This window comes from Marinomonas maritima (genome assembly GCF_024435075.2).
In the GTDB taxonomy this organism is placed as follows: domain Bacteria; phylum Pseudomonadota; class Gammaproteobacteria; order Pseudomonadales; family Marinomonadaceae; genus Marinomonas; species Marinomonas maritima.
Genome location: NZ_JAMZEG020000005.1, coordinates 22804 through 45717, shown reverse-complemented (window position 1 = coordinate 45717; position 22914 = coordinate 22804). Strand labels below are relative to the sequence as shown.

19 protein-coding genes are annotated in these 22914 nt (G+C 44.5%); 6 read left to right on the top strand and 13 right to left on the bottom strand.

Annotated elements, in window-relative coordinates; all coding sequences use genetic code 11:
• Positions 1–117 precede the first annotated feature (117 nt).
• On the bottom strand, positions 118–543 hold the full coding sequence (locus M3I01_RS17610) for a winged helix-turn-helix transcriptional regulator (protein ID WP_255897243.1): 426 nt from the start codon (positions 541–543) through the stop codon (positions 118–120).
• An 83-nt stretch (positions 544–626) separates the two neighbouring features.
• Here M3I01_RS17610 and M3I01_RS17605 point away from each other — a divergent pair, with 83 nt between their 5' ends.
• Positions 627–1475 carry an SDR family oxidoreductase gene (locus tag M3I01_RS17605; protein ID WP_255897242.1) on the top strand — a complete coding sequence of 283 codons (849 nt, stop codon included), beginning with the start codon at positions 627–629 and terminating at the stop codon, positions 1473–1475.
• Between the two features lie 112 nt (positions 1476–1587).
• Here the strand turns inward: M3I01_RS17605 and M3I01_RS17600 are convergent, their stop codons facing one another.
• The 6 genes from M3I01_RS17600 to M3I01_RS17575 form a co-directional block, all read right to left on the bottom strand.
• Positions 1588–2292, bottom strand: coding sequence for a glutamine amidotransferase-related protein (locus M3I01_RS17600; protein WP_255897241.1), 705 nt, complete (start codon positions 2290–2292; stop codon positions 1588–1590).
• Between the two features lie 27 nt (positions 2293–2319).
• Complete coding sequence (locus M3I01_RS17595) at positions 2320–3129, bottom strand: ABC transporter permease subunit (RefSeq protein WP_255897240.1); 810 nt, start codon at positions 3127–3129, stop codon at positions 2320–2322.
• Positions 3129–4004, bottom strand: coding sequence for an ABC transporter permease subunit (locus M3I01_RS17590; protein ID WP_394358989.1), 876 nt, complete (start codon positions 4002–4004; stop codon positions 3129–3131). The genes M3I01_RS17595 and M3I01_RS17590 overlap by 1 nt, the downstream gene beginning before the upstream one ends.
• Before the next feature lie 53 nt (positions 4005–4057).
• Positions 4058–5212, bottom strand: a complete 1155-nt coding sequence (locus M3I01_RS17585; protein ID WP_255897238.1) for an ABC transporter ATP-binding protein — start codon at positions 5210–5212, stop codon at positions 4058–4060.
• A gap of 76 nt (positions 5213–5288) precedes the next feature.
• Entirely contained in the window at positions 5289–6380 is a 1092-nt protein-coding gene (locus M3I01_RS17580; protein ID WP_255897237.1) for a polyamine ABC transporter substrate-binding protein, read from the bottom strand.
• A 123-nt stretch (positions 6381–6503) separates the two neighbouring features.
• Positions 6504–7838 (bottom strand): glutamine synthetase family protein, encoded by a 1335-nt coding sequence (locus M3I01_RS17575; protein WP_112135420.1) that lies wholly within the window; start codon positions 7836–7838, stop codon positions 6504–6506.
• 563 nt (positions 7839–8401) lie between these two features.
• On the opposite strand from M3I01_RS17575, the gene M3I01_RS17570 reads away from it, so the two are divergent.
• Positions 8402–9223, top strand: a complete 822-nt coding sequence (locus tag M3I01_RS17570; protein ID WP_255897236.1) for a response regulator transcription factor — start codon at positions 8402–8404, stop codon at positions 9221–9223.
• 33 nt (positions 9224–9256) lie between these two features.
• Here M3I01_RS17570 and M3I01_RS17565 read toward each other — a convergent pair whose 3' ends face one another.
• Together M3I01_RS17565 and M3I01_RS17560 are read right to left on the bottom strand one after the other, a co-directional pair.
• Positions 9257–9910, bottom strand: a complete 654-nt coding sequence (locus M3I01_RS17565) for a TetR/AcrR family transcriptional regulator (protein WP_275565217.1) — start codon at positions 9908–9910, stop codon at positions 9257–9259.
• Positions 9911–10013: 103 nt separating this feature from the next.
• Complete coding sequence (locus M3I01_RS17560) at positions 10014–11291, bottom strand: NAD(P)/FAD-dependent oxidoreductase (RefSeq protein WP_275565216.1); 1278 nt, start codon at positions 11289–11291, stop codon at positions 10014–10016.
• A gap of 240 nt (positions 11292–11531) precedes the next feature.
• Here M3I01_RS17560 and M3I01_RS17555 point away from each other — a divergent pair, with 240 nt between their 5' ends.
• Entirely contained in the window at positions 11532–12875 is a 1344-nt protein-coding gene (locus M3I01_RS17555; protein ID WP_255897233.1) for a glutamine synthetase family protein, read from the top strand.
• Positions 12876–12960: 85 nt separating this feature from the next.
• On the top strand, positions 12961–14082 hold the full coding sequence (locus M3I01_RS17550) for an extracellular solute-binding protein (protein WP_317133938.1): 1122 nt from the start codon (positions 12961–12963) through the stop codon (positions 14080–14082).
• 81 nt (positions 14083–14163) lie between these two features.
• Here M3I01_RS17550 and aguA read toward each other — a convergent pair whose 3' ends face one another.
• Both aguA and aguB read right to left on the bottom strand, forming a co-directional pair.
• Positions 14164–15240 (bottom strand): agmatine deiminase, encoded by a 1077-nt coding sequence (aguA, locus tag M3I01_RS17545; protein WP_275565215.1) that lies wholly within the window; start codon positions 15238–15240, stop codon positions 14164–14166.
• An 8-nt stretch (positions 15241–15248) separates the two neighbouring features.
• Positions 15249–16127, bottom strand: a complete 879-nt coding sequence (gene aguB / locus M3I01_RS17540) for an N-carbamoylputrescine amidase (RefSeq protein ID WP_255897231.1) — start codon at positions 16125–16127, stop codon at positions 15249–15251.
• Positions 16128–16341: 214 nt separating this feature from the next.
• Here aguB and M3I01_RS17535 point away from each other — a divergent pair, with 214 nt between their 5' ends.
• Together M3I01_RS17535 and M3I01_RS17530 are read left to right on the top strand one after the other, a co-directional pair.
• The gene (locus M3I01_RS17535) at positions 16342–17832 is read left to right on the top strand and encodes an aldehyde dehydrogenase (RefSeq protein WP_255897230.1); all 1491 of its coding nucleotides are present in this window, start codon (positions 16342–16344) and stop codon (positions 17830–17832) included.
• A 12-nt stretch (positions 17833–17844) separates the two neighbouring features.
• Complete coding sequence (locus tag M3I01_RS17530) at positions 17845–19128, top strand: NAD(P)/FAD-dependent oxidoreductase (RefSeq protein ID WP_255897229.1); 1284 nt, start codon at positions 17845–17847, stop codon at positions 19126–19128.
• Between the two features lie 189 nt (positions 19129–19317).
• Here the strand turns inward: M3I01_RS17530 and gyrB are convergent, their stop codons facing one another.
• Both gyrB and recF read right to left on the bottom strand, forming a co-directional pair.
• Positions 19318–21741, bottom strand: coding sequence for a DNA topoisomerase (ATP-hydrolyzing) subunit B (gene gyrB, locus M3I01_RS17525; protein ID WP_255897228.1), 2424 nt, complete (start codon positions 21739–21741; stop codon positions 19318–19320).
• Positions 21742–22848, bottom strand: coding sequence for a DNA replication/repair protein RecF (gene recF / locus M3I01_RS17520; protein WP_255897227.1), 1107 nt, complete (start codon positions 22846–22848; stop codon positions 21742–21744).
• Positions 22849–22914: the final 66 nt, after the last annotated feature.

Here is a 22914-nt window from a genome sequence, read left to right as displayed (position 1 = left end):
AGATCAGGGCAGAGGTTTAAAAACGTTAAAAAATGTAATTATATGTAAGTACTCACTTTCTATTTATCGCTTTGACACCCTCATTTACACTATAAAAATGCGATCAACCAAGACCGATTACGCACTGATTTTTTCAATATGCTGAGACTGATTATCTAAAATAGTAGCGATATTATCTTCAATCCAATCTGCTAATCCGACCACATGTTCCGCTACTTGCATACCACTATCAGTCAAACTGTATTCCACATGAGGTGGTACCACAGGATATGCCACTCGCAATACAAAACCATCTTGCTCTAGCGCTTGTAGAGTCTGTGCAAGCATCTTCTCACTTACGCCATTAATAGTACGACGCAGTTCACTAAAGCGATGTGTTTCACCGCCTTTTAATGCCAGTAAAACCAACACAGCCCAACGGCTCGTCACGTGCTTCAACACATCCCGAGAAGGGCACTGATCAGAAAATACATCGCCTCTTTCAAAATGCGCTGATAATCCGGACTTTTTTCGTTGATCTTCAATTAAATGATTTTTCTTCATACTTACCTTTTTGTATGTACTTACTAAAAGTTTGTTAGTGATTTATTCTACTCTCATCAACTTAAAACTCAAAGGAGAAAACCATGATTTTAGTAACAGGTGCATCAGGCCAACTTGGCCGTTTGGTCATTGAATCTTTATTAGAAAAAACAGCCGCCAGCAACATTGTTGCAGCCGTTCGTAATATCGACAGTGTAAAAGACCTAGCCGAGAAAGGCGTACACATTCGCCAAGCAGATTACACTCAACCAGATACCTTGGTAACAGCGCTCGCTAACGTAGAAAAAATACTGCTCATTTCCTCTAGCAAAGTCGGTCAACGTGAAATTCAACATAAAAATGTCATCGAGGCAGCAAAGGCCGCAGGTGTTTCTCTCATCGCTTACACCAGTATTTTAAAAGCAGATACCTCATCGCTTATCTTGGCAGAAGAACACGCAGCGACAGAAAAGCTATTAGCGGAATCTGGCGTGCCGCATGTATTGCTTCGCAACGGCTGGTACTCTGAAAATTACACGGGAACAATTGGTATGGCACTTGAGCACGGCGCGGTACTAGGCAGTGCAGGTGAAGGCAAATTTTCTGCGGCAGCACGAGCAGACTACGCGGCAGCGGCTGCAGTCGTGCTAACCCGTGACAATCAAGCAGGTAAAATATACGAATTAGCAGGAGACAATGCATTCACTCTCAGTGAATACGCTCAAGCAATCAGTCATCTCAGCGGCAAAGCCGTGATTTATCAAAACCTTCCAGAAGCAGAGTACACCAAGGCTTTAGTCGGCATGGGCTTACCCGAAGGCTTTGCTGGCATATTAGCGGATTCTGATGTCGGCGCGTCAAAGGGAGCCTTATTCAACGACAGCAAAGATCTATCAACACTGATTGGACGTCCTACAACATCCATTGAAGACAGTATCAAAGCGGCGTTGTAAGCCGTATTTAAGAAAGGAAAGGGATAAAAATCTTACAAAAGGCGCATCCGGAGACGGGTGCGCCTTATTGGTGTATACGTTACAGGGATTGCTCATTAGTGGTTATGTAACATTATCCTTTCAAGAATTTTCCAATCCAAGCCATCAGTTGTTGGTTATCTATTTCTTCTTGCGCAACGGTTTCACGTGCTTTCGCAGCAACCGCTGATGTGAGGGTGACACCGTCGTATAGGTCAAGCAATTCTGTTTCGTAAGCTTTAGAAAACTCCGGATGCCCTTGGAAAGTCAAGATTCGATCTTTATAAATTAAACCAGCGTGTTGGCAGAAATCACTGCTAAGGAAGCTGATCATTTTTTCAGGTTTTTCCAGCACTTGGTCTTGATGGAATGCACAAAAAGCAACGTCTTTACGGCCCAAAGGGGTGGCAACATTCTCTGCTACTTGATAGTGGTGAACGCCGACGCCCCAACCACCATCAAATTTGGCAACGCGCCCGCCTAATGCTCGGGCAATAACTTGATGGCCAAAACAAATGCCAACCAGTACTTTGTCCTTGGCATCCACTTCACAAATGAACTCACACAGACGCGTGATCCATGGGTCATCTCCATAAGCATCGGATTTAGAGCCTGTAATCAACCAAGCGTCACAGCAATCTATGCTTTCAGGAAATTCGTCCAAACGCACATCGAATATCTCAAACGATAAGTCCGGCTCCATTGCCGCAATCTGTTGAGCAAACATTTCCGCATAAGTAGGGTACTTAGAGCGTAATACATCAGGCGTAATGCCCGCTGCAAGAATTCCTATTTTCATGAATAACGTACCTCAAAAATACAACGCTTATGGATTTTGAAATCGATTTTGACGACGCATTAAGAAAATGGCCGCAATCACAGCAATGGAAACCACCAATATCATTAACGTCGCTAGGGCATTAATCTCAGGGGTGACACCAAGACGCACTTTAGAGAAAATCACCATAGGTAATGTAGAGTTTCCTGGTCCAGATACGAAACTAGCAATCACTAAATCATCAAGCGACAAGGTAAACGACAGCAACCAGCCAGACAGTATCGCGGGTGCAATCAATGGCAACGTAATCAGAAAAAACAACGAGACAGGCTTTGCACCAAGGTCCATTGCCGCTTCTTCCAACGTTTCATCCATCGATGATAAACGCGATTGTACGACAACTGCGACATACGCCAAGCAAAACGTTGTGTGGGCAATCACAATCGTCGTCATACCCCGACCTGCAGGCCAACCAAACATGCTTTCCATTGCTACGAAGAGCAATAACAATGACAAACCTGTGATCACTTCTGGCATCACCAGAGGTGCCGTCACCCAACCAGCCATCATGGTTTTTCCACGAAATTTGCCCATACGACTCAAAACAAATCCCGCTATCGTGCCAAGTATCGACGCAAGCGTCGCACTAATAAACGCAATTTTTAAACTCACCCAGGCTGCGTTCATAATCTGTTCATTACGGAACAGTTCAACATACCATTTAAGTGACCATCCACCCCATACCGTCACCAGTTTAGACTCGTTAAAACTGTAGATAATCAAAGCAACAATTGGCGCGTATAGGAACAAGAAACCAAAACCTGCACTGAGCTTTAAAGCTAAGGAATGATCTTTCATTACATTGCCTCCTTGTTGCCATTTCGCATAAACATAATGGGGCCGACCAAGACGATCAGCATAATGATCGCGACAGCAGACGCTAAAGGCCAATCTCGATTAAGGAAGAATTCGTCCCACAGTACACGTCCAATCATAAGAGTATCTGAGCCGCCTAACAGCGAAGGTATAACAAACTCGCCAACAGCAGGGATAAACACCAACAAACAACCTGCGATGATGCCAGGTTTCGCCAATGGTAAAGTGACAGAACAAAATGCTCGCCATGGCTTAGCACCTAGATCTTTCGCGGCTTCAATCAAGCTCATGTCCATTTTTTCTAGCGTGGTATAAAGCGGCAGAATCATAAACGGAAGATAGGTGTAAACAATACCGATATACACAGCCACATCCGTTTGTAGGATTTGCAGTGGCTGATCAATCAAGCCTAAAGACATCAATGTGTCGTTGACCAAACCATTCTTTTTCAACAGCGACATCCAAGCATAAACGCGCAATAAAAATGACGTCCAGAAAGGCAAAATAACCAAGGATAACAATATCGTACGTGCCATCGGACCACTACGAGCGATAAGATAAGCAATCGGAAAACCAATGATTAAAGTGAAAAAAGTCGACACCGCGGCAATGCGCAAAGAGCTTAAATAAGCGTCTAAGTAAAAACGTGATTCAAACAAAAACAAATAGTTGCCAAAGGTGACTTTTAACGTCGCGTAGGCGTTACTTGGATCCCATTCCAATAAAGGTGAGTAGGGAGGCACCGCAATCATTGCCTCTGAAAGCGATATTTTAAACACCACCAAAAAAGGGATAAAAAAGAACGCTGCCAACCACAACATTGGCATTAGGATGACAAACCAGCGCCCCAGACGCATGGTTTGCAAACGCTGTAACAGCGTCGGCTGTGTTGTATTGGTAGGTGCGTTTATCATGATGTTAGTACCACGCTACTGTCGGCATCCCAAGATAGGTATACATGATCATCCCATGTTAGACGCTCACCGGTATCTCGGTGAGAATTGGGTTGCGTGATACGCACTTCTTTCCCTGACTGCAAACGCACTTTGTAGATAGACTGGCTCCCCATGTACGCCACTTCCGTAATAATCCCTTCTGCAGCGTTATTTTCAGCATTGGATGCTTCGCGTGCTATACGCATTTTTTCAGGACGAATCGCTACGTTTACCACTTGGTTAGGCGCGCAGCTGATGCCGTGATCCAAATAAATAAGGCCATTGGTGTCATCGCATTGAATCGAGGCGCTATCGCGCTCATCCGAGATCACAGTGCCGTCAAACAAATTCACATTACCAATGAACTCCGCGACGAAACGATTGCTTGGGTATTCATACATTTCGTGAGGTTCAGCCGTTTGGACAATCACGCCGTTATTCATCACACCAATGCGCGTTGCCAGCGTCATCGCTTCTTCTTGGTCATGAGTCACTACGACAAAGGTAATACCAAGTTCTTCTTGTAATCGCATCAATTCAAACTGTGTTTCTTCGCGCAGTTTCTTATCCAACGCACCCAAAGGCTCATCCAACAAAAGCAGCTTAGGGCGCTTAACCAAAGAACGCGCTAAAGCCACACGCTGGCGCTGACCACCAGACAACATATGCGGTTTACGGCGAGATAGGTGCCCCAATTGCACCATGTCTAAGATGTCTGCGACGCGCTTTTTCACTTCATGGCTTGGCAAACCTTCGCGTTTTAAACCAAACGCGACATTCGCTTCGACTGTTAAATGTGGAAACAAGGCATAAGACTGAAACATCATGTTTACCGGACGTTCCCACGGTGGCACATTCGACATGTCCACGCCGTCGATGATAATACGCCCCGAAGTAGGGGATTCAAATCCCGCCAACATTCTTAACAAGGTACTTTTACCCGAACCCGATCCGCCCAGTAGACAAAATAGTTCGTTCTTATAAATATCCAAAGAGACGTTATTCACTGCAGTGAAATCGCCAAACGCTTTATTGATTTGCTCAATACGAACAAAAGGCTCAGCGTCTTTTTGACGCCAAGCAGGCATCGATTGAGAGGTCACAATGGGAGAAACAGAAGACACAGACATAAAACACCTGTCAGAATGGTAATAAGTATTCAAGAAGGGTGACACTATACCGTGTCACCCACGTACAGAAGGCTGCTTAACGACCAGTTTTGATGTTGGTCCAAGCACGTGTCAATAGGCGATCGAAACGCGCAGCATGAGCAACTTGCACAAACAGTTTTTCTTTTACTTCTTGAGTTGGGTACACACCTTTATTTGTCGCCACTTCTTCATCTAAAAGCGGTACAGCGGCCGTGTTTGGTACTGCATAGAAAACATAATTCGAGATCGCAGCAGCGATGTCTTTTTTCAGGATGAAGTCGATGAATTTATGTGCCGCTTCTGGATGAGGCGCGTCAGCAGGAATTGCCATTAAATCAAACCATACCAAAGTGCCTTCCTTAGGAATGACAAACTTGATGTCAACACCTTGGCCCGCTTCTTCCGCACGACTCTGCGATTGCAGAATATCGCCGTTATAACCAATTGCCACACACACATCGCCATTTGCTAAATCAGAAATGTATTTACTGGAGTGAAAATATTTTACATTGTCTTGAGCAATAGACATAAGTTTGGTGGATTCTACCAACTCATCTTTGTCTTCTGAGTTTGGATCAATACCACGATAGTTATTGACTACCGACATCACTTCCGCTGGAGAATCCAATACAGCGATACCGCAATCATTCAGCTTAGCCGCGATACTAGGATCAAATAAAATGTCCCAAGAGTCGATATCCGCAGTACCCAATCGTTCCTCAATCATTTTGGTGTTGTAACCGATACCAATCGTCCCCCAAGCGTAAGGAATATTATGTAGGTTGCCAGCATCATGCTTTTCAATTTGCTTAGCCAGGGTTTGATCCAGATTGCCATAATTGCTCAGCTTGCTTTTATCAATTGCTTGATACACACCCGCCTTAACTTGACGCTCAAAGAACGAGTTAGATGGCATGACGACATCGTAGCCAGAACCACCAGCCATCAGCTTTGCTTCTAAAACTTCATTGCTGTCATACACATCGTAGTTAACTTTAATGCCTGTTTCTTTAGAAAACTGCTCCAAAGCGCCTGGCGCCATATAGTCTGACCAGTTGTAAACGTTTAAAACGTCTTCTGCATAACTGCTAACAGCGAACGTAGAAGCTGCGCCAGCGATCAATAAACTCAATACATTGCGTTTCATGTAAGATTCTCCAATTATCAGCCAATTGTCATTGACTGGTTCCAGTTGTGATGTGGTTTTTTATTTTAAGCAAAGCCTCTATCGGGCTCTATTTTCTAATGCAGTTCTGATCAGCAAAGCGTTTTATAAATAGGCTTCATATTCCACATTGGAAATACGGCCATGTATTTTTTGTTGCTCTTGTTCTTTCGCTGCGCCGTAAACACGCACAAATTCTTCACCTAAATAATCACGTAAGAACGCGCTGTCTGCAAAAGACTCAGTGGCTAATTCCCAACGGTTTGGTAAAAGTTCAAAATGTTCTGACATAGCATACGCATCACCTTCGATTGGTTGTGGCGGTGACATTTTGGCTTCGATACCATGTAACGCAGCACCTAACACGGCAGCCAACACTAAGTAGGGGTTCGCATCTGCACCAGACACACGATGTTCAATACGACGTGCCACATTGTCACTTTCCGGAATACGCACTGCAACAGTACGGTTTTCATACCCCCAGCTGGCAAATGTTGGAGCGTGAGCGCCATTTTGAAAACGACGGTAGGAATTCATGTGTGGTGCAAACACCAGCATGGAATCTGACATATGGTTCAATAATCCAGCAACGGCCTGCTGTAACAAACTGGAGCCTTCATCTGTACCATTGTCGAACACATTGATACCTTGCTCATCCAACAAACTAAAATGCACATGAAAACCGTTGCCACTCTTATCCGCATAAGGTTTCGCCATGAAAGTGGCACCGAAGTCATGCTGACGTGCAACGCCTTTGATCAAACGCTTAAACATAATTGCGTGATCTGCCGCTTGAACGGCATCATTACTGTGTTTCATGTTGATTTCGAATTGGCCTGGGCCTAACTCAGAAATAATAGTGTCTGCTGGGATACCTTGGATTTCACATGCTCTACGCACTTCCGCGAAAAAGCCTTCTAGACCGTCCATTTCTTCGATGGAGTAGCAATCTGTCTTATTCAAACGCACACCGTTGCCTTCCACTATGATAGGAGGCGAAGGTTGACGCTTTGCTTCAGACTGGCCATCTAATAAATAGAATTCAAGCTCCGTTGCCACCACTGGCGTGTAACCTAACGCTTTAAAACGCTTAACAATTCGCGTCAATATTTGGCGTGGATCTGGGTAAAATGGTGTGCCATCAACGTTGTACATCATGGCCAAAATTTGATCGCGTGCAGACTCAGCCCAAGGCACAGAGATGGGCTCAGGATGGACAGCCAAGCACAAACCATCACTGTCACCAGTCTCGAAAACCATGCCGTTATCGAGAACATCATCACCCCAATGATCAAAACCAATCACTGATTGAGGAAGTTTTACTCCTTGCGTCATCACGCTCTTTAAACCACTAGAGGGCATGCGCTTGCCGCGTAGATTACCGTTTAAATCTGTGATGAACAGATCAAACTCGTTGTTCCCTTCGTACATATCCGACATAAAATGTTCTCTTATGAAATTAGTCTAACTGTGAAAGAAAGCGCCATCATTAATCTAATAATCGAGCTTTAATTCGACTTTAATATTGTTTTCATAGGATTAAAGTCAAATTCTTCCGATATAAATTACCTTAACCCGAGCAAATGATGCGAGTAACTATCCCCGAGTAGGTATATGCAAAGATAAAACCACTTGTATATAAATCACTCTAAAAAAGATATCGTCTTTTCTTCACATTCAGCTAATTTACTGATATGTATTAATAAAGAATGACTTAAAGTGCCAGCACCTCTGCACTTTGAATCTTCATAAGCCGAAAAATCATTCAGGTTAAGTATTCATTTTTACTACAGAAAGAATGAAAAAGTCGATGGAAATTTTATACAAGACGTTCAATTTTAAAGACGAGAACAAAACCGAGTAAAAACTCGATTTAATCTCAATGACACACACAAATAAAAAAGTAGCCTGTTGTTTGCATTCTATATATTTTCAAAAAAAAGCAAGTTCAGCGCACGCTCATGCATTGCTTGTAAACAGCAGTGCATGAGGAAGGACTTAACATGATGCCGAGCAATACACTTAGAGGACAATTATCGTTACCCGAGCTAATGAAAGACCTTGGCTCACTCGCCAATCACATTCGAGTACCTAGTTTTCCCATTGCTTTAGAAAGCGCTCTTAGTCACCTTTGCTATTTTGATACCATCATCATGGTAACGTACAAAAAAACGCTAAAACCGCTTTTAATTCATCCCAGTAACCCGAGTGAACAGAGCCACACTCTAAGGATGTATTTAAACCAAGCCTACCTGCTAGACCCTCTGTTTAATGCCATCCAACAAGGTATTACACCAGGCGTATATCGCTTGGTTGACATGGCACCCGATTCATTTGAAGAAACGCAGTACTACCAAACTTGTTACCGTAACTTTGATTTAGTTGATGAGATTAATATCTTAGTAGAATTAGACAAAACAACAACGTGTGCCGTTTCACTAGGTCGTCAAAAAGTAGTGGGATCGATTCGCCGTACAGAATTGAATAATTTGAAAAGCGTCTTCCCTATATTGGAAGCGTTGATTCGTCAGTTCTGGTTGACGCAAGCAGGGGAGTTTGTTGAACGAGCCTCTAGTTCAGGCCCACTCAAATATGCACTTAAAAGCTTTGCACACGGTGTATTAACGACTCGTGAACAGGAAATTCTAGGACTCTTACTCAAAGGTCACTCGTCAAAGTCCATCGCCAGCGAGCTAGGAATCAGTGCCGGGACCGTTAAAGTTCATCGGAAAAACATTCACGCCAGATTAGACACTTCAACACAGTCTGAGATTTTTACCTTATTCTTAAGTCATCTAGATACATTAGATAGAAAAAAGAGTTAGTTAACATTCAGTTATCGTCTGTATCAGAGGTGATTATTCAGGTTCATTAAGATGATGATCAAGAACACAAGTCAGCATCAACTTGAGATCGGCTAGGGTACGCGCAGCACGACGCTCATTTTGGTTTACCACGACCAAATACGTGCTATGAGTCACTTCTAGATATAAACGTGCAATACGCTCTCGCTCACGAATATGTTTTTTGAAGCCAATACGCTTAAACACTTTGGCCATTTGTGAGATCACCATGTCATCATGGCGTTCGTCCAATTCTCGCAATTCTTGCACCGAGAACATCGCTTGTACCAAGCGTAATACGGCACGCTGTTGTCGGTAGGTACGTAGATTGATATCCACTACTTGATCGATAAAGTGCGCCAGTGTCATGTCCTCTAGAGTCCACTCTTGGATCTCTTTAAGTACTTCTTCGATACTGTCGAGCCATGACTTACCCATGGCATAAAGGATGGCGTGTTTGTTAGGAAAGTAGTGGTACAACGACCCCACCGAAATGCCTACTTCTTTCGCTATAATCGCTGTGTTTAGATCATTCAATCCAACGGTTTCCAGTAACTCACTGGTGACATCTAAAATTTGCTGCGCACGCTTAATAGAACGAGACTGAACAGGCTCGCTGCGGGGTGAAACAGATTGCATAATTTTCATTGTCGTAGGGGGGGTGGCCATGGTTGGGTGTAGCTTCCTTATCAACAGGATACATCAAATATTTGTTTAAATTATACACATACCAAAGAGCACTAAATACACCAATACTTAGGCATTTTTCAAATCACGGCAAACGATCTAACATCGAGTAATACAGCATGCCAGCGACCAATCCCGGCCAACGTAGCAATGTACCGCCGGGGAAGTCGCGAGTAGGCAGCTTTTCAAATGCATCGATTTCTTCTAACGAACCTTGTACAGCCTTGGCAAAAATCGCCCCCGCATAGGTTGCCATTGCCACCCCGTGTCCGGAATAACCATGAGCAACAAATATGTTTTCCTGTTGACGCGCAATATGCGGCATGCGGTTAAGCGTGATGGCAAGCGTACCACCCCAAGCATAGTCAATATGGTAATCACCTAACTCTGGGTAAGTTGCCACCATATGTTTTTTGACGAATCCAGCAATGTCTTTAGGAAAACGTTGGCTGTAGTTTTCACCTCCCCCCCAAAGCATGCGCCTGTCACGTGATAAGCGATAATAGTTCACCACAAATTTTGAGTCAGCAACTGCAATACGATCAGGATTAATACGATCAGCAACGGCTTCTGGCAATGGCTCAGTGGCGATAATAAAGTTATTAATAGGCATTATTTTGCGTGCTGCAGGGCCGTTTAAATTCCCAAGATAACCATTGCAAGCAAACAACAAATAACGACATTTCACTCGGCCTTTCGCTGTTATGACTTCTGGATTTTTACCATCGAGATATTCCAATACGGCTGAGTTATCGTACAGTTTAGCTCCGTGAGCCTCTGCGGCTTTTGCCAACCCAAGCGCAAAATTTAGAGGGTGAATGTGAGCGCCTTCTTTGTACCACTCACCGCCGTAATACCGATCAGTGCCAAGCTTATCGGATACGGCCTTTGCATCGAGAAAGTCGACGCCCTCGTACTGTAGAATGTTGCGTTTATAATGAACCTCTTCTTTAATTTCATCGGCATGGCGTGACTTAGAGGCCACGTGCAAGACGCCTGAGGTTAAATCGCAATCAATTTGGTATTTCGTAATAAGATCTTTGACCATGGTCACAGAATCAATTGAGGTTTGCCACAGTAGGTCAGCCGTTTCTTTTCCTACTTTACTGACCATATCAGCATGGCCCATATTATGGCCTTGGCAAATTTGCCCTCCATTACGACCTGATGCCCCCCAGCCAATTTCATTGGCTTCCAATAGAATGACTTGGTAACCCGCCTCAGCAAGGTGCAACGCCGCAGATGCTCCTGTAAATCCACCACCTATAATACAAATATCGGCACTGTGATCGCCCACCAATTGGGGACGATCTCTTACGTTTTTCGCCGTAGCTTCATAATACGATGGTTCGTGTTTCTTCAAGGTGCACTCCTATCATAGTTCAAGACTCAATAACCGAATGATTAATCGATTTTATAGGTAGTGTCAATTGGAATCTGAACTTATTTTTTAACGAGGTGTTGATTTAATGATCAAAGTAAAATAATGTTTAAACCGAAGCATTATTCGGGTTACCAGAAAATAAAAATTGAAATGCAGAGGCAGTAAATAATAACTTACTGCTCAAAAAATATTCGTGAAGCAGCCAACTTAAGGTGAGTTATGACAGCGTTTGAAGCTTTTTTAAAAGAGCATGCAATTACTGAAGTCGAGTCAACACTAGCAGATATGACAGGGAACGCACGGGGGAAGTTTTACCCTACCTTCAAATTCCTTGCAGAGAAGACTGGTCGCATTCCAGAAACCGTTCTGGTGCAAAGTGTGACAGGTGATTGGGCCGACAACCATTACGACATTATCGACGCAAGTGATCGTGACATGGTACTTAAGCCTGATCCAAACACACTGCGTATGGTGCCCTGGGCCGACGAACCTACCGCTCAAGTAATCAACGACTGCTATACCACCGATGGCAACCTTCATCCGTTGGCTAGTCGTACTATTTTGCGCCACATATTGTCGCTTTACGAAAAAGAAGGCCTAAAGCCCATCATCGCACCAGAAGTCGAATTTTATTTAATCCAACCCAATACGGACCCAGACTATGAACTGAAACCTGCCGTCGGGCGCTCAGGAAAGAGAGAAACATCACGTCGTTCATACAGTATTGATGCCGTCAATGAATTCAATGGCATCATTGATACGCTATACAGTTATTGTGAAGCTCAAAATTTGGATGTTGACACTTTGATTCATGAATCAGGTGCCGCGCAAATGGAAATTAACTTTATTCATGGTGACCCATTAGACCTAGCTGACCAAGTGTTTGTGTTCAAACGTACTTTACGTGAAGCGGCGCTTAAACATGGTGTCTATGCGACCTTTATGGCAAAACCAATGAAAAACGAACCCGGCAGCTCGATGCACATTCATCAAAGTTTGGTGGATGCCAAAACCGGCAAAAACGTCTTTGACGACAACGGTAAGCCCAGCGAATTGTTTTACCACTATTTAGGGGGGTTGCAGAGATTCACACCTAATGCGATTTCTTTCTTTGCTCCAAACGTCAATTCTTATCGTCGTTTTTCGCCGGAAATGGCAGCGCCTATCAATATGAATTGGGGATTTGATAACCGTACCGCTGGGCTACGCATTCCCTTTGCACCACCAGAAGCCACACGTATAGAGAACCGTTTCCCTGGCGCCGACTCCAACCCTTATCTTGCCATTGCTGCGACTCTCGCTTGTGGCTATTTAGGTATGAAACAAAAAATACAGCCAACGGATCCTGTCAAAAACAATGAGCCTCCATCCGATCATCCGGAAGTAGAAATTGCTCGAACGCTAGAAGAAGGCTTGCGCCTATTGGAAGAATGCGAACCATTATGTGACATCCTAGGAAATGACTTTGTCACCGCTTATATGGGCGTAAAACGCAGTGAGTTCGAAACCTTTAATCGGGTCATAAGCTCTTGGGAACGAGAACATCTTTTGCTCAATGTGTAATCATTTTTAATCTGCTATAGATCATGACAAGGATAAAAAAGCCTTGCGTGGTTTTATATAACTTTATCATTGAAGGAACCAAATCATGATACAAAAAAATCATAAAATGCGCCAAATATTACCGATTGTGGGTATCGTCTGTGCGTTAGGTACGGCAGCCACCTCCGTATCTGCAGAAACACTAAAATTCTTCAATTGGTCAGATTACATTGCTGAAGATACCATTGAACGTTTTGAAAAAGAAACTGGCATTCAAGTAATACAAGACGTTTTTGACAGTAATGAAGTACTAGAAGCAAAGCTCCTTGCGGGTAGTTCAGGTTATGATTTGGTGGTTCCTACTGCCTCTTTTATGGGCCGTCAAATTCAAGCAGGCGTGTTTGGCAAACTGGACAAAGACCAGTTAACCAACCTAAAACACCTCGACCCAGAACTGTTGTCCTTCCTCGAAGCTGTCGATCCGGGCAACCAATATGGCGTACCGTATTTATGGGGAACAACGGGGATTGGCTACAACGTCGATAAAGTTAAAGAAGTATTAGGGGAAAATGCGCCCGTAAACAGCTGGGACTTAGTGCTTAAACCAGAGAACATGGCTAAACTGCAAAAATGTGGTGTTATGTTTTTAGACTCACCAGATGAACTGTACCCACTGACGCTCAACTATTTAGGTAAAAACCCAAACAGTCGCGATCCGAAAGACTATGCACTAGACAGTGAGGCCGCGACCTTACTCAAAAGTGTTCGTCCCTATGTAAGTCAATTCCATTCTTCTCAATACATCAGCGCGCTTGCTAACGGCGACATCTGTGTGGCCATTGGTTGGTCAGGAGATGTCATTCAAGCACAAGATCGAGCCATCGAAGCGGACAACGGTGTGAACATCGAATACAGTATTCCTAAAGAGGGAACACAGATCTGGTTTGACATGCTCGCGGTGCCAAAAGGCGCTGAAAACAAAGACGCAGCCTATAAATTTATCAACTTCTTATTGCGCCCTGAAATCATTGCGGATGTCTCAAACTACGTTGCTTATGCCAATCCGAACTTAGATGCCATGTCATTACAAGACCCTGATATTGCAAACAATAAAGGCATCTATCCAAGCGATGAAGTGAAGAAAAAAATGTTCGCTCAGAAGGTAAGAGGGTTAAAAATCGATCGTTTAATGGTGCGATTATGGACGGATATTAAAACTGGACACTGATCTCATTTAGCCGTCCTTATAGAAACATAAAAAATGCCTAGCGATTGCTAGGCATTTTTTTTCAGATACTTAATAAGAAAACTAAGCAGGAATTTGTTGTGTAATACAGTGCAAGTTTCCACCCCCTAACACAATGTCACGCGCTGGAATGCCTATCAGTTCGTGGTTGGGAAAAGCTGTCTGTAAGACACCATGGGCGATTTTGTCGTTTTTTTCATCTAGTAATGGATAAAACACGGCGCCATTACAAATTAAACAATTCGCATAAGAGCCTGCCAAACGATCATTTGTTGCGCGTTGCATACGGTCAGGCTGTACTAACCCTGAAGCTTCTTCTTCAGTCATAAATAGCGGCCCAGGCATAGGCAACTCATGCACAATAATGTTACGACCGCGGGCATCACGTACGCTAGACAATATTTCTAATGCCTGCTGACTGATGGCGTATTGAGGATCTTCTTTATCATGACAGACTGTCAGTAATACTTCCCCAGGGCGAATAACATGCAAGATGTTGTCGATATGACCATTGGTTTCATCATTAAATAACCCTAGAGGCAACCAGATAACAGTATCAATCGACAAGTATTCTTTGAGCTGCGCTTCAATGTCTTCACGGCTTAACTCAGGATTCCGACTGGGGTGCAACAAACACTCTTCCGTTGTATAGAGTGTGCCTTCGCCGTCGCAGTGAATCGAGCCACCTTCAAGTACAAAAGGCGCGTCATAACCTTCTACGCCTTCTTGCTGTGCGACATGAGTCGCGACGTTTTCATCGTCAGACCAATCATCATAGAGCCCATCCAATTCACCGCCCCATGCATTAAATTTCCAATTTACAGCTCGTTTAACACCCGCTTCATTAACCAGCATCGTTGGGCCAATGTCCCTCATCCAAGCGTCATTGTAGGCCATAGGAAAAAGCTGAGTAGAACAGGGCAACATACTTTGGGCTTGCGCTTCAAATTCGGGCAAAACCGCTAATTTTACGGTGACATATCCACTTAAGCGTTCAATAAAATGTATAAACGCCGCTTGTGCTGGCAAGCCATTATCGCGCCAGTTATCGGGACGCGTCGGCCATGCTAGCCATACCGTACTCTGTGGGCTATGTTCTCCGGGCATCCAGAAACCATCTGCTTTTGGCGTGGTTAACATGCTACCTCCTATTTTATTTGGCCATCGAGGGTTTTGATGACGTCATAATGCTCGGGACGACGGTCACGGAAAAGCCCCCATGCTTTACGTTGAGTGCGAACTTTCTCCAAATCAAACGTATGCACAAGAATACATTCACTGTCGCGATCAGCTTGCTCGATGAGCTCACCGCGCTCATCACAAATAAATGACGAACCATAAAATGTTAACGCTAAATCACGATGTTCAGCCTGCTCAGTGCCAATACGATTAGAAGCAACCACTGGCGTTTGATTCGCTGCTGCGTGACCACGCATCGTATTAGTCCAATGAGGCATGCTATCGAGATCAGATTGACTAGGTTCAGACCCAATTGCTGTTGGAAAAAGCAGCAAATCAGCACCCATTAATGCCATGGCACGCGCTGTTTCTGGAAACCATTGGTCCCAGCAGATACCCACACCAATGCAACCAAATCGAGTATTCCACACTTTAAAGCCCGTATCTCCAGGGCTAAAGTAATATTTTTCAAGATAGCCATCGCTGTCTGGAATGTGTGTTTTTCGATAGACGCCAAGTAATTCGCCACCAGCATCGATCATAGCCAGTGAGTTAAAACGCACTTGTCCGGCTTTCTCAAACCAACTAAATGGCAGAACAACATTGAGCTCTATAGCCAGTTTTTGAAAACGCTTAAAAGCCACGTTTTCTTCTAGCCTTGTGGCTAAATTATGATAAGGCTCGTGAATTTCAATGCAAAAATATGGCGTTTCAAACAATTCCTGAATAAGAATAATTTGAGCGCCTTTTGCTGCCGCCAAACGTATTAGCTTTTCAGCACGATCGACGTTATCTTTCTGATTCCACGTACAATGCATTTGCGTGGCAGCAACCGTTATCTTTGACATAGGCAGAGTTCTCCAAGCGATATTTTATTAAGGTAGTGTTCATTGTTTATAAAGCTAAACGCTGTTCTTGAGCGAATTACGTCATATTAGAGCGTTCGGAAAATTACGATATACCCCCACGGGGATATGGTGTGAAAGGGCGGTATTCAGTTAATTTAGATTCATAGCAACTCATTGAACGTTTTTTGTTCAACGACAAAGAAGGGAATTACGTATGAAAACCTATAAAGAATGGCAAGCCTTTCGTAACACAATTAGCCTGCATTCCGACGCATACATTAATGGTGTTTTCACGCCTGCACAAAGCGGAGACACGTTTGATTGTGTCAATCCGACGGACGAATCCTTGTTGGCAAAAGTCGCCAGCTGCGATGAAGCGGATGTGAACCTTGCTACCGCGGCGGCCAAAGCGGCATTTAAAAGCGGCGTTTGGTCGAATATGGCGCCGAACAAGCGCAAACGTATCCTACAAAAATGGGCAGATTTGCTAGAACAACACCAAGATGAACTGGCCTTAATCGATACCTTGGATATGGGTAAGTCGATATCAGAAATGGTTGGCATAGACGTGCCGGATTCGATCGACAGCTTACGCTGGTCAGCGGAGTGCATTGACAAATTATACGGTGAAATCGCACCAACGAACCCAGGCAATTTGGCACTGATCAGCCGCGAACCATTGGGCGTTGTCGCTATTATTACGCCTTGGAATTACCCATTAATGATGGTGATGTGGAAAATTGCACCGGCTTTGGCTGCGGGCAACAGCATCATTTTAAAACCGTCTGAGAAATCGCCGTTGAGCGCTCTCAGAATTGCCGAGTTAGCAACCCAAGCAGGGGTTCCAAACGGTGTATTCAACGTCCTCCCAGGCTTTGGTCATACCGCTGGAAAAGCCCTTGCGCTGCACCACGATATTGGCACCTTAGCGTTCACTGGTTCTAGCCGCGTGGCAGGACTACTGATGCAATACGCGGGTCAATCCAACATGAAACGGGTTTGGCTCGAAGCAGGTGGAAAATCACCCTGCATCGTATTTGATGACTGTAAAGACATCCAAGCAGCCGCAAAAGGCGCTGCATCGGCTATCTTCACTAACCAAGGGGAAGTATGTATTGCCTGCTCCCGCTTGTATGTTCATCGCAGTATCAAAGACGAATTCATGGTTGCACTGCTCGACGCAGCAAAAGCCTACGTGCCGGGCGATCCATTAGACCCTGCAACAAAAATGGGGCCCATGGTCGACAAAGCTCAGCTTGATACCGTCACACGCTTTATCGAAAGTGCGATCGCAGACGGTGCTACGCTTACGTACGGGGGAATTCCTGATTATCAAAAAGGCCAAGGCTTCTATGCTAAACCGACCATCTTTACGGACGCCAGTCACGAGATGGAATTCGTTCGCGAAGAAATTTTCGGTCCAGTGTTAGCAGTAATGTTGTTTGATACTGAAGAAGAGGCCATCGAATTAGCAAATGACTCAAAGTATGGCTTAGGGGCATCAATATGGACCAATGATTTGGGGCGTGCGCACCGTGTGAGTCGTCTATTAGAGTCCGGCATGGTCTGGGTTAATACATGGGGTGATGGCGACACTACGGTACCCTTTGGTGGTGTTAAAGCGTCTGGTAATGGCCGCGATAAATCTTGGCATGCACTGGAAAAATACACCGAAATTAAAAACACTTGGATCAGCTTAAAATAACAGAGGTTATCTATGTCATCTCCAAATCATGCAAATTCGTATTACGCGGCCTCTGCTAATGACAAAGTCGTTCGTCCTCAACTGACTGGCGAACATCATTGCGATGTCTGTGTTGTCGGTGCAGGGTTCACCGGTATTTCAACTGCATTAAGCCTAGCGGAAAAAGGCAAACGAGTCATTGTGGTCGAAGGCAGTCGTATCGGGTTCGGTGCGTCTGGTCGAAATGGCGGTCAGATCGTTAACAGCTTCAACCGCGACATCGACTACATCTTCAAAAGCTACGGTGATGACATCGGCAAGAAAATGGCCAAAATGGCCTTTGCCGGTTCTGAGTTGATTCGCCACCGCATCGAAAAATACAACATCGATTGTGATCTAAAACATGGCAACGTATTTGCAGCCTGCAACCCAAAACAATTTGCAGACCTCAAAGCCAAAAAAGCCTTGTGGGAATCACACGGTCACAACGAGCTAGAATTGCTTTCAGCCTCATCGATTCAAGACCACATTGGATCAGACCGTTACGTTGGTGGCTTATTAGATCGAAAGGGCGGACACATTCAGCCATTGAACTTGGTACTCGGCCAAGCAAAATCCTTTGAAGAACTCGGTGGTCAAATCTTTGAAGACTCCGAAGTCATTCGTCTTGAACCAGGAAAACCTGGCAGAGTGGTGACCAAACAAGGCGTTGTTGTTGCAGACACCATTGTTGTTGCTGGTAATGCTTATATGTTTGGTTTACTTCCAGAAGTAGAGAAAAAAGCCATGCCTTGTGGCACCCAAGTCATCGCCACCGAACCTTTACCTGAAGACATCCAAAAGAGACTGTTACCAACTGGACATTGTGTCGAAGACTGTAACTATTTATTAGACTATTATCGTCTCTCAGGAGACGGTCGACTAATTTATGGGGGCGGGACAACCTATGGTGCTCGTGATCCAGGCAAAATTGAATCCATTATCGTACCGAAAATGCTCAAAACCTACCCGATTCTTCAAAACGTGAAAATCGACTTTGCATGGACAGGAAATTTTCTTCTGACCATGATGCGTATGCCACAAGTTGGTAAGATTGGCGATAATCTCTACTACGCCCAAGGCTATTCAGGCCACGGTGTGACCAATTCCCATTTGATGGGAGAAATTCTATCCGATGCGATTCACGGTGATACAGAGCGCTTTGATGTATTCGCCAGCATGCCGCAATATCAATTCCCTGGTGGGCGACTACTACGTATTCCTTACACCGCAGTTGGTGCCGCGTACTACAATATACGAGATAAGCTGGGCATTTAGTTCTTACCCTCAATACCGTATCAACATAAAATAAAGCCGCTTTCGAGCGGCTTTAGTGATTTTTAAATACGTTATTGTGTTGGACGAGTAAACGGGAAGAAGTGTGGTTCATCAAAGTGTCACAGGAATCGATAAAAAAAGCGGTTAGAGTGATAGCTCTAACCGCTTTTTTATTTGCTAATCAAAAAATCATATGTCCAAGTTCGCTACGTTCAAGGCGTTTTCTTGAATGAAATTACGACGCGGTTCAACTTCATCACCCATTAAGGTCGTGAACATTTGATCCGCTGCAACAGCGTCATCAATGGTAACACGAAGCATGCGGCGAGCTTCAGGGTCCATGGTGGTTTCCCAAAGCTGATCTGGGTTCATCTCACCCAGTCCTTTGTATCGCTGGATTGTCATGCCACGCGACGCTTCTTTCATCAACCACGCTTTCATGTCGCTGATGGTTTTCACGGCTTCACGACGTTCACCACGCTGAATGAAGGATTCTTCACCAAACAATTCCGCGACAGTTTCAGACATAGCGACAATACGTTTGTACTCAGGCGAATTAAAGAAAGCCCCTTCAAAACGATAACGGTTCGACACACCATGAGACATAATATCAACGACAGGCAAGTAGATATTGCGCTCATCGTCTTTTTCAACCGAGAAATCAAAACGGAAACCAGTACGTGCATCTTGTGGCATTTGGCTACGAATCGCTTCGACCCATTCCAATACCGACACTTCGTTGGTAAGGTTTTCTTGTGTCAACGCTTTGCAGTACAATAGTTTGCTCATTACATCTTTTGGGTACACACGGGACAAACGATTTAAGTCCGTTTCAATGTGAATGTAATCACGTACAAGCTTCGCTAAATACTCGCCTTGAATCCCAGGAGCATCGGCGTTAACGTGCATGTGAGCACCATCAAGCGCCACCTCGATAAGATGTTGGTCCATGGCAGCTTCATCTTTGATGTACTGTTCATGCTTGCCACGTTTGATTTTGAACAAAGGTGGTTGAGCAATAAAGATGTGACCACGTTCGATGATTTCTGGCATTTGACGGAAGAAGAAGGTCAACAGCAAAGTTCGAATGTGCGATCCATCCACATCGGCATCGGTCATGATGACGATACTGTGGTAACGCAATTTGTCGGCGTTGAATTCGTCACGACCGATACCACAACCCAGTGCGGTAATTAGGGTGCCAACTTCAACAGACGCCAACATTTTATCAAAGCGTGCTTTTTCGACGTTAAGGATTTTACCTTTAAGCGGTAAAATCGCTTGAGTACGACGGTCACGACCTTGTTTTGCTGAACCACCGGCAGAATCACCCTCCACTAAGTAGATTTCAGAAAGCGCTGGGTCTTTCTCCTGACAGTCTGCCAATTTACCTGGCAAGCCGGCAATGTCTAACGCGCCTTTACGGCGAGTCATATCACGAGCACGACGCGCGGCTTCACGAGCACGAGCCGCATCAATCATCTTATTCACGATGATTTTGGCTTCGCCTGGTTTCTCAAGTAAGTACTCGGAAAAGCGTTTACTCATTTCCTGCTCTACTGCAGTTTTTACTTCTGAAGACACGAGCTTGTCTTTGGTTTGAGAAGAGAATTTAGGGTCGGGCACTTTCACAGACACAATGGCGGTCAAACCTTCACGACTATCATCGCCCGTTGTCGCGACTTTCTGCTTTTTCGCTAGACCTTCTTTTTCAATAAAGTTGTTTAGCGTACGCGTCAACGCACCACGAAAACCGGCTAGGTGAGTACCGCCATCGCGTTGTGGAATATTGTTGGTGTAACAGTAGATGTTTTCTTGGAAGCCTTCGTTCCACTGTAATGCCACTTCAACGGCGATACCGTCTTCTAAGTCATCACGTTGGCAAATAAAGTGGAAAATGTCGTTGATCGGTGTTTTGTTCGTGTTCAAATGCTCAACAAACGAACGCAAACCACCATCATAGTTGAAAAAGTCTTCTTTACCTGTGCGCTCATCTTTTAATCGAATAGCCACACCTGAGTTCAAGAATGACAATTCACGTAGACGTTTCGCCAAAATATCATAAACAAATAAGATGTTGTTGAATGTATTAGGGGATGGTTTGAAATGAACGGTGGTGCCTGCGCCGTCAGAATCGCCAACAACCGCCAATGGTGCTTGTGGCACACCATGCACATAAAATTGTTCGTATACTTTGCCATTTTTGCGGATGGTAAGGGTGAGGGCTTCAGATAGGGCGTTTACAACAGAAACACCAACACCATGAAGGCCACCAGATACCTTATAAGAGTTATCATCGAACTTACCGCCAGCATGCAAAACAGTCATGATCACTTCTGCAGCTGATATACCTTCTTCTTCATGGATATCAACCGGAATACCACGGCCATTATCCGATACAGAGATGGATTCATCTGGGTGAATCAGCACAGTAACAGTGTCACAATGACCAGCAAGGGCTTCATCAATGGAGTTATCCACGACTTCAAATACCATGTGGTGCAAACCAGTACCATCATCCGTATCGCCAATATACATGCCGGGGCGTTTACGTACGGCATCTAGTCCTTTGAGCACCTTGATACTGGACGAATCGTAATTATTTTCACTCATTTAACTCTCCTGCAAACCTTTGCTCAATAGAGACAATTCGCCGTTACTCATAGAAAACTGACGAACGTCTGTTGTGTCGGCCCAAGTAAAATCCGTTGTATCGGGTTCAACACTGGTAATAAAAATTTGGCTGTTTAATGATTCCAATAATTGACAGAGTTTCTGTCTATGATTGGCATCTAACTCTGCTGGTAAATCATCCACTAAAAATACCAGAGGGCGACCCATATCGATCAGTAGCTGTCCTTGAGCAATTTTAAGCGCGGATACCACCAGCTTTAATTGACCACGAGACAGCGAATCTAACGCATCACCCGTGGCGGTCTTTACACGTAAATCTGCCCTTTGGGGGCCAGTATGTGTGTAACCCAGCTCAATATCTCGCTCTCGCCCAGCTTCAACCGCCATTTGTAAACTTTTCTGTGCGTCCCAACCTTGAAAAAACTGCAAATCAACTGACAGTTCCGTCGATAACAAAGACAAAACGGTCGTGAAATGTGGTGTGAGTTTTTCCACATAGGCTTTTCGGGACTCATTCACTTGTCCACCTAAGCGGATCAGTTCCTGATCAAATGCCGCCAATAAACTGCTGGAGATTTTACCACGTCTGAGCAAGGTATTCCGCTGTTTTAATGCTTTTTGCCAGCCTCTCCACGCATGAATGAAGCCTTTATCAAAATGAAAAGCACCCCAGTCGATAAATTGGCGCCGAATACTCGGTGATCCTTCTAATAATCGAAATGCATCAGGGTTAATTAGCTGCACAGGTAGACGTTCAGCGAGCTCAATCACCGATTGCGCGCGTTGACCTTGAATACGCACATCAATCTGACCATCTCGATAACGCTGCAGGCCGACAGGAATCGGGTTGCCTTGCGCTTGATGCAACTGGGCAAACACAACACAAGCGTCGTTGTCGTATTGAATGTAGGTTTTGTATTTATGGCTACGAAAGGATCGACCAAACGACAGCAAATGAATGGCTTCTAATACGGAGGTTTTGCCACTGCCGTTTTTTCCGACAATCACATTTACTTGAGGCGAAGGTTCAAAACGCACACTAGAAAGGTTGCGAACATGAGAGATGTCCAAACGCACCAGCGGCATAACAGATAAACCTTACTTAGGGTAGGGAAGACCCGCTTGGCTATTTAATGCGCTAAAATGCCAAAC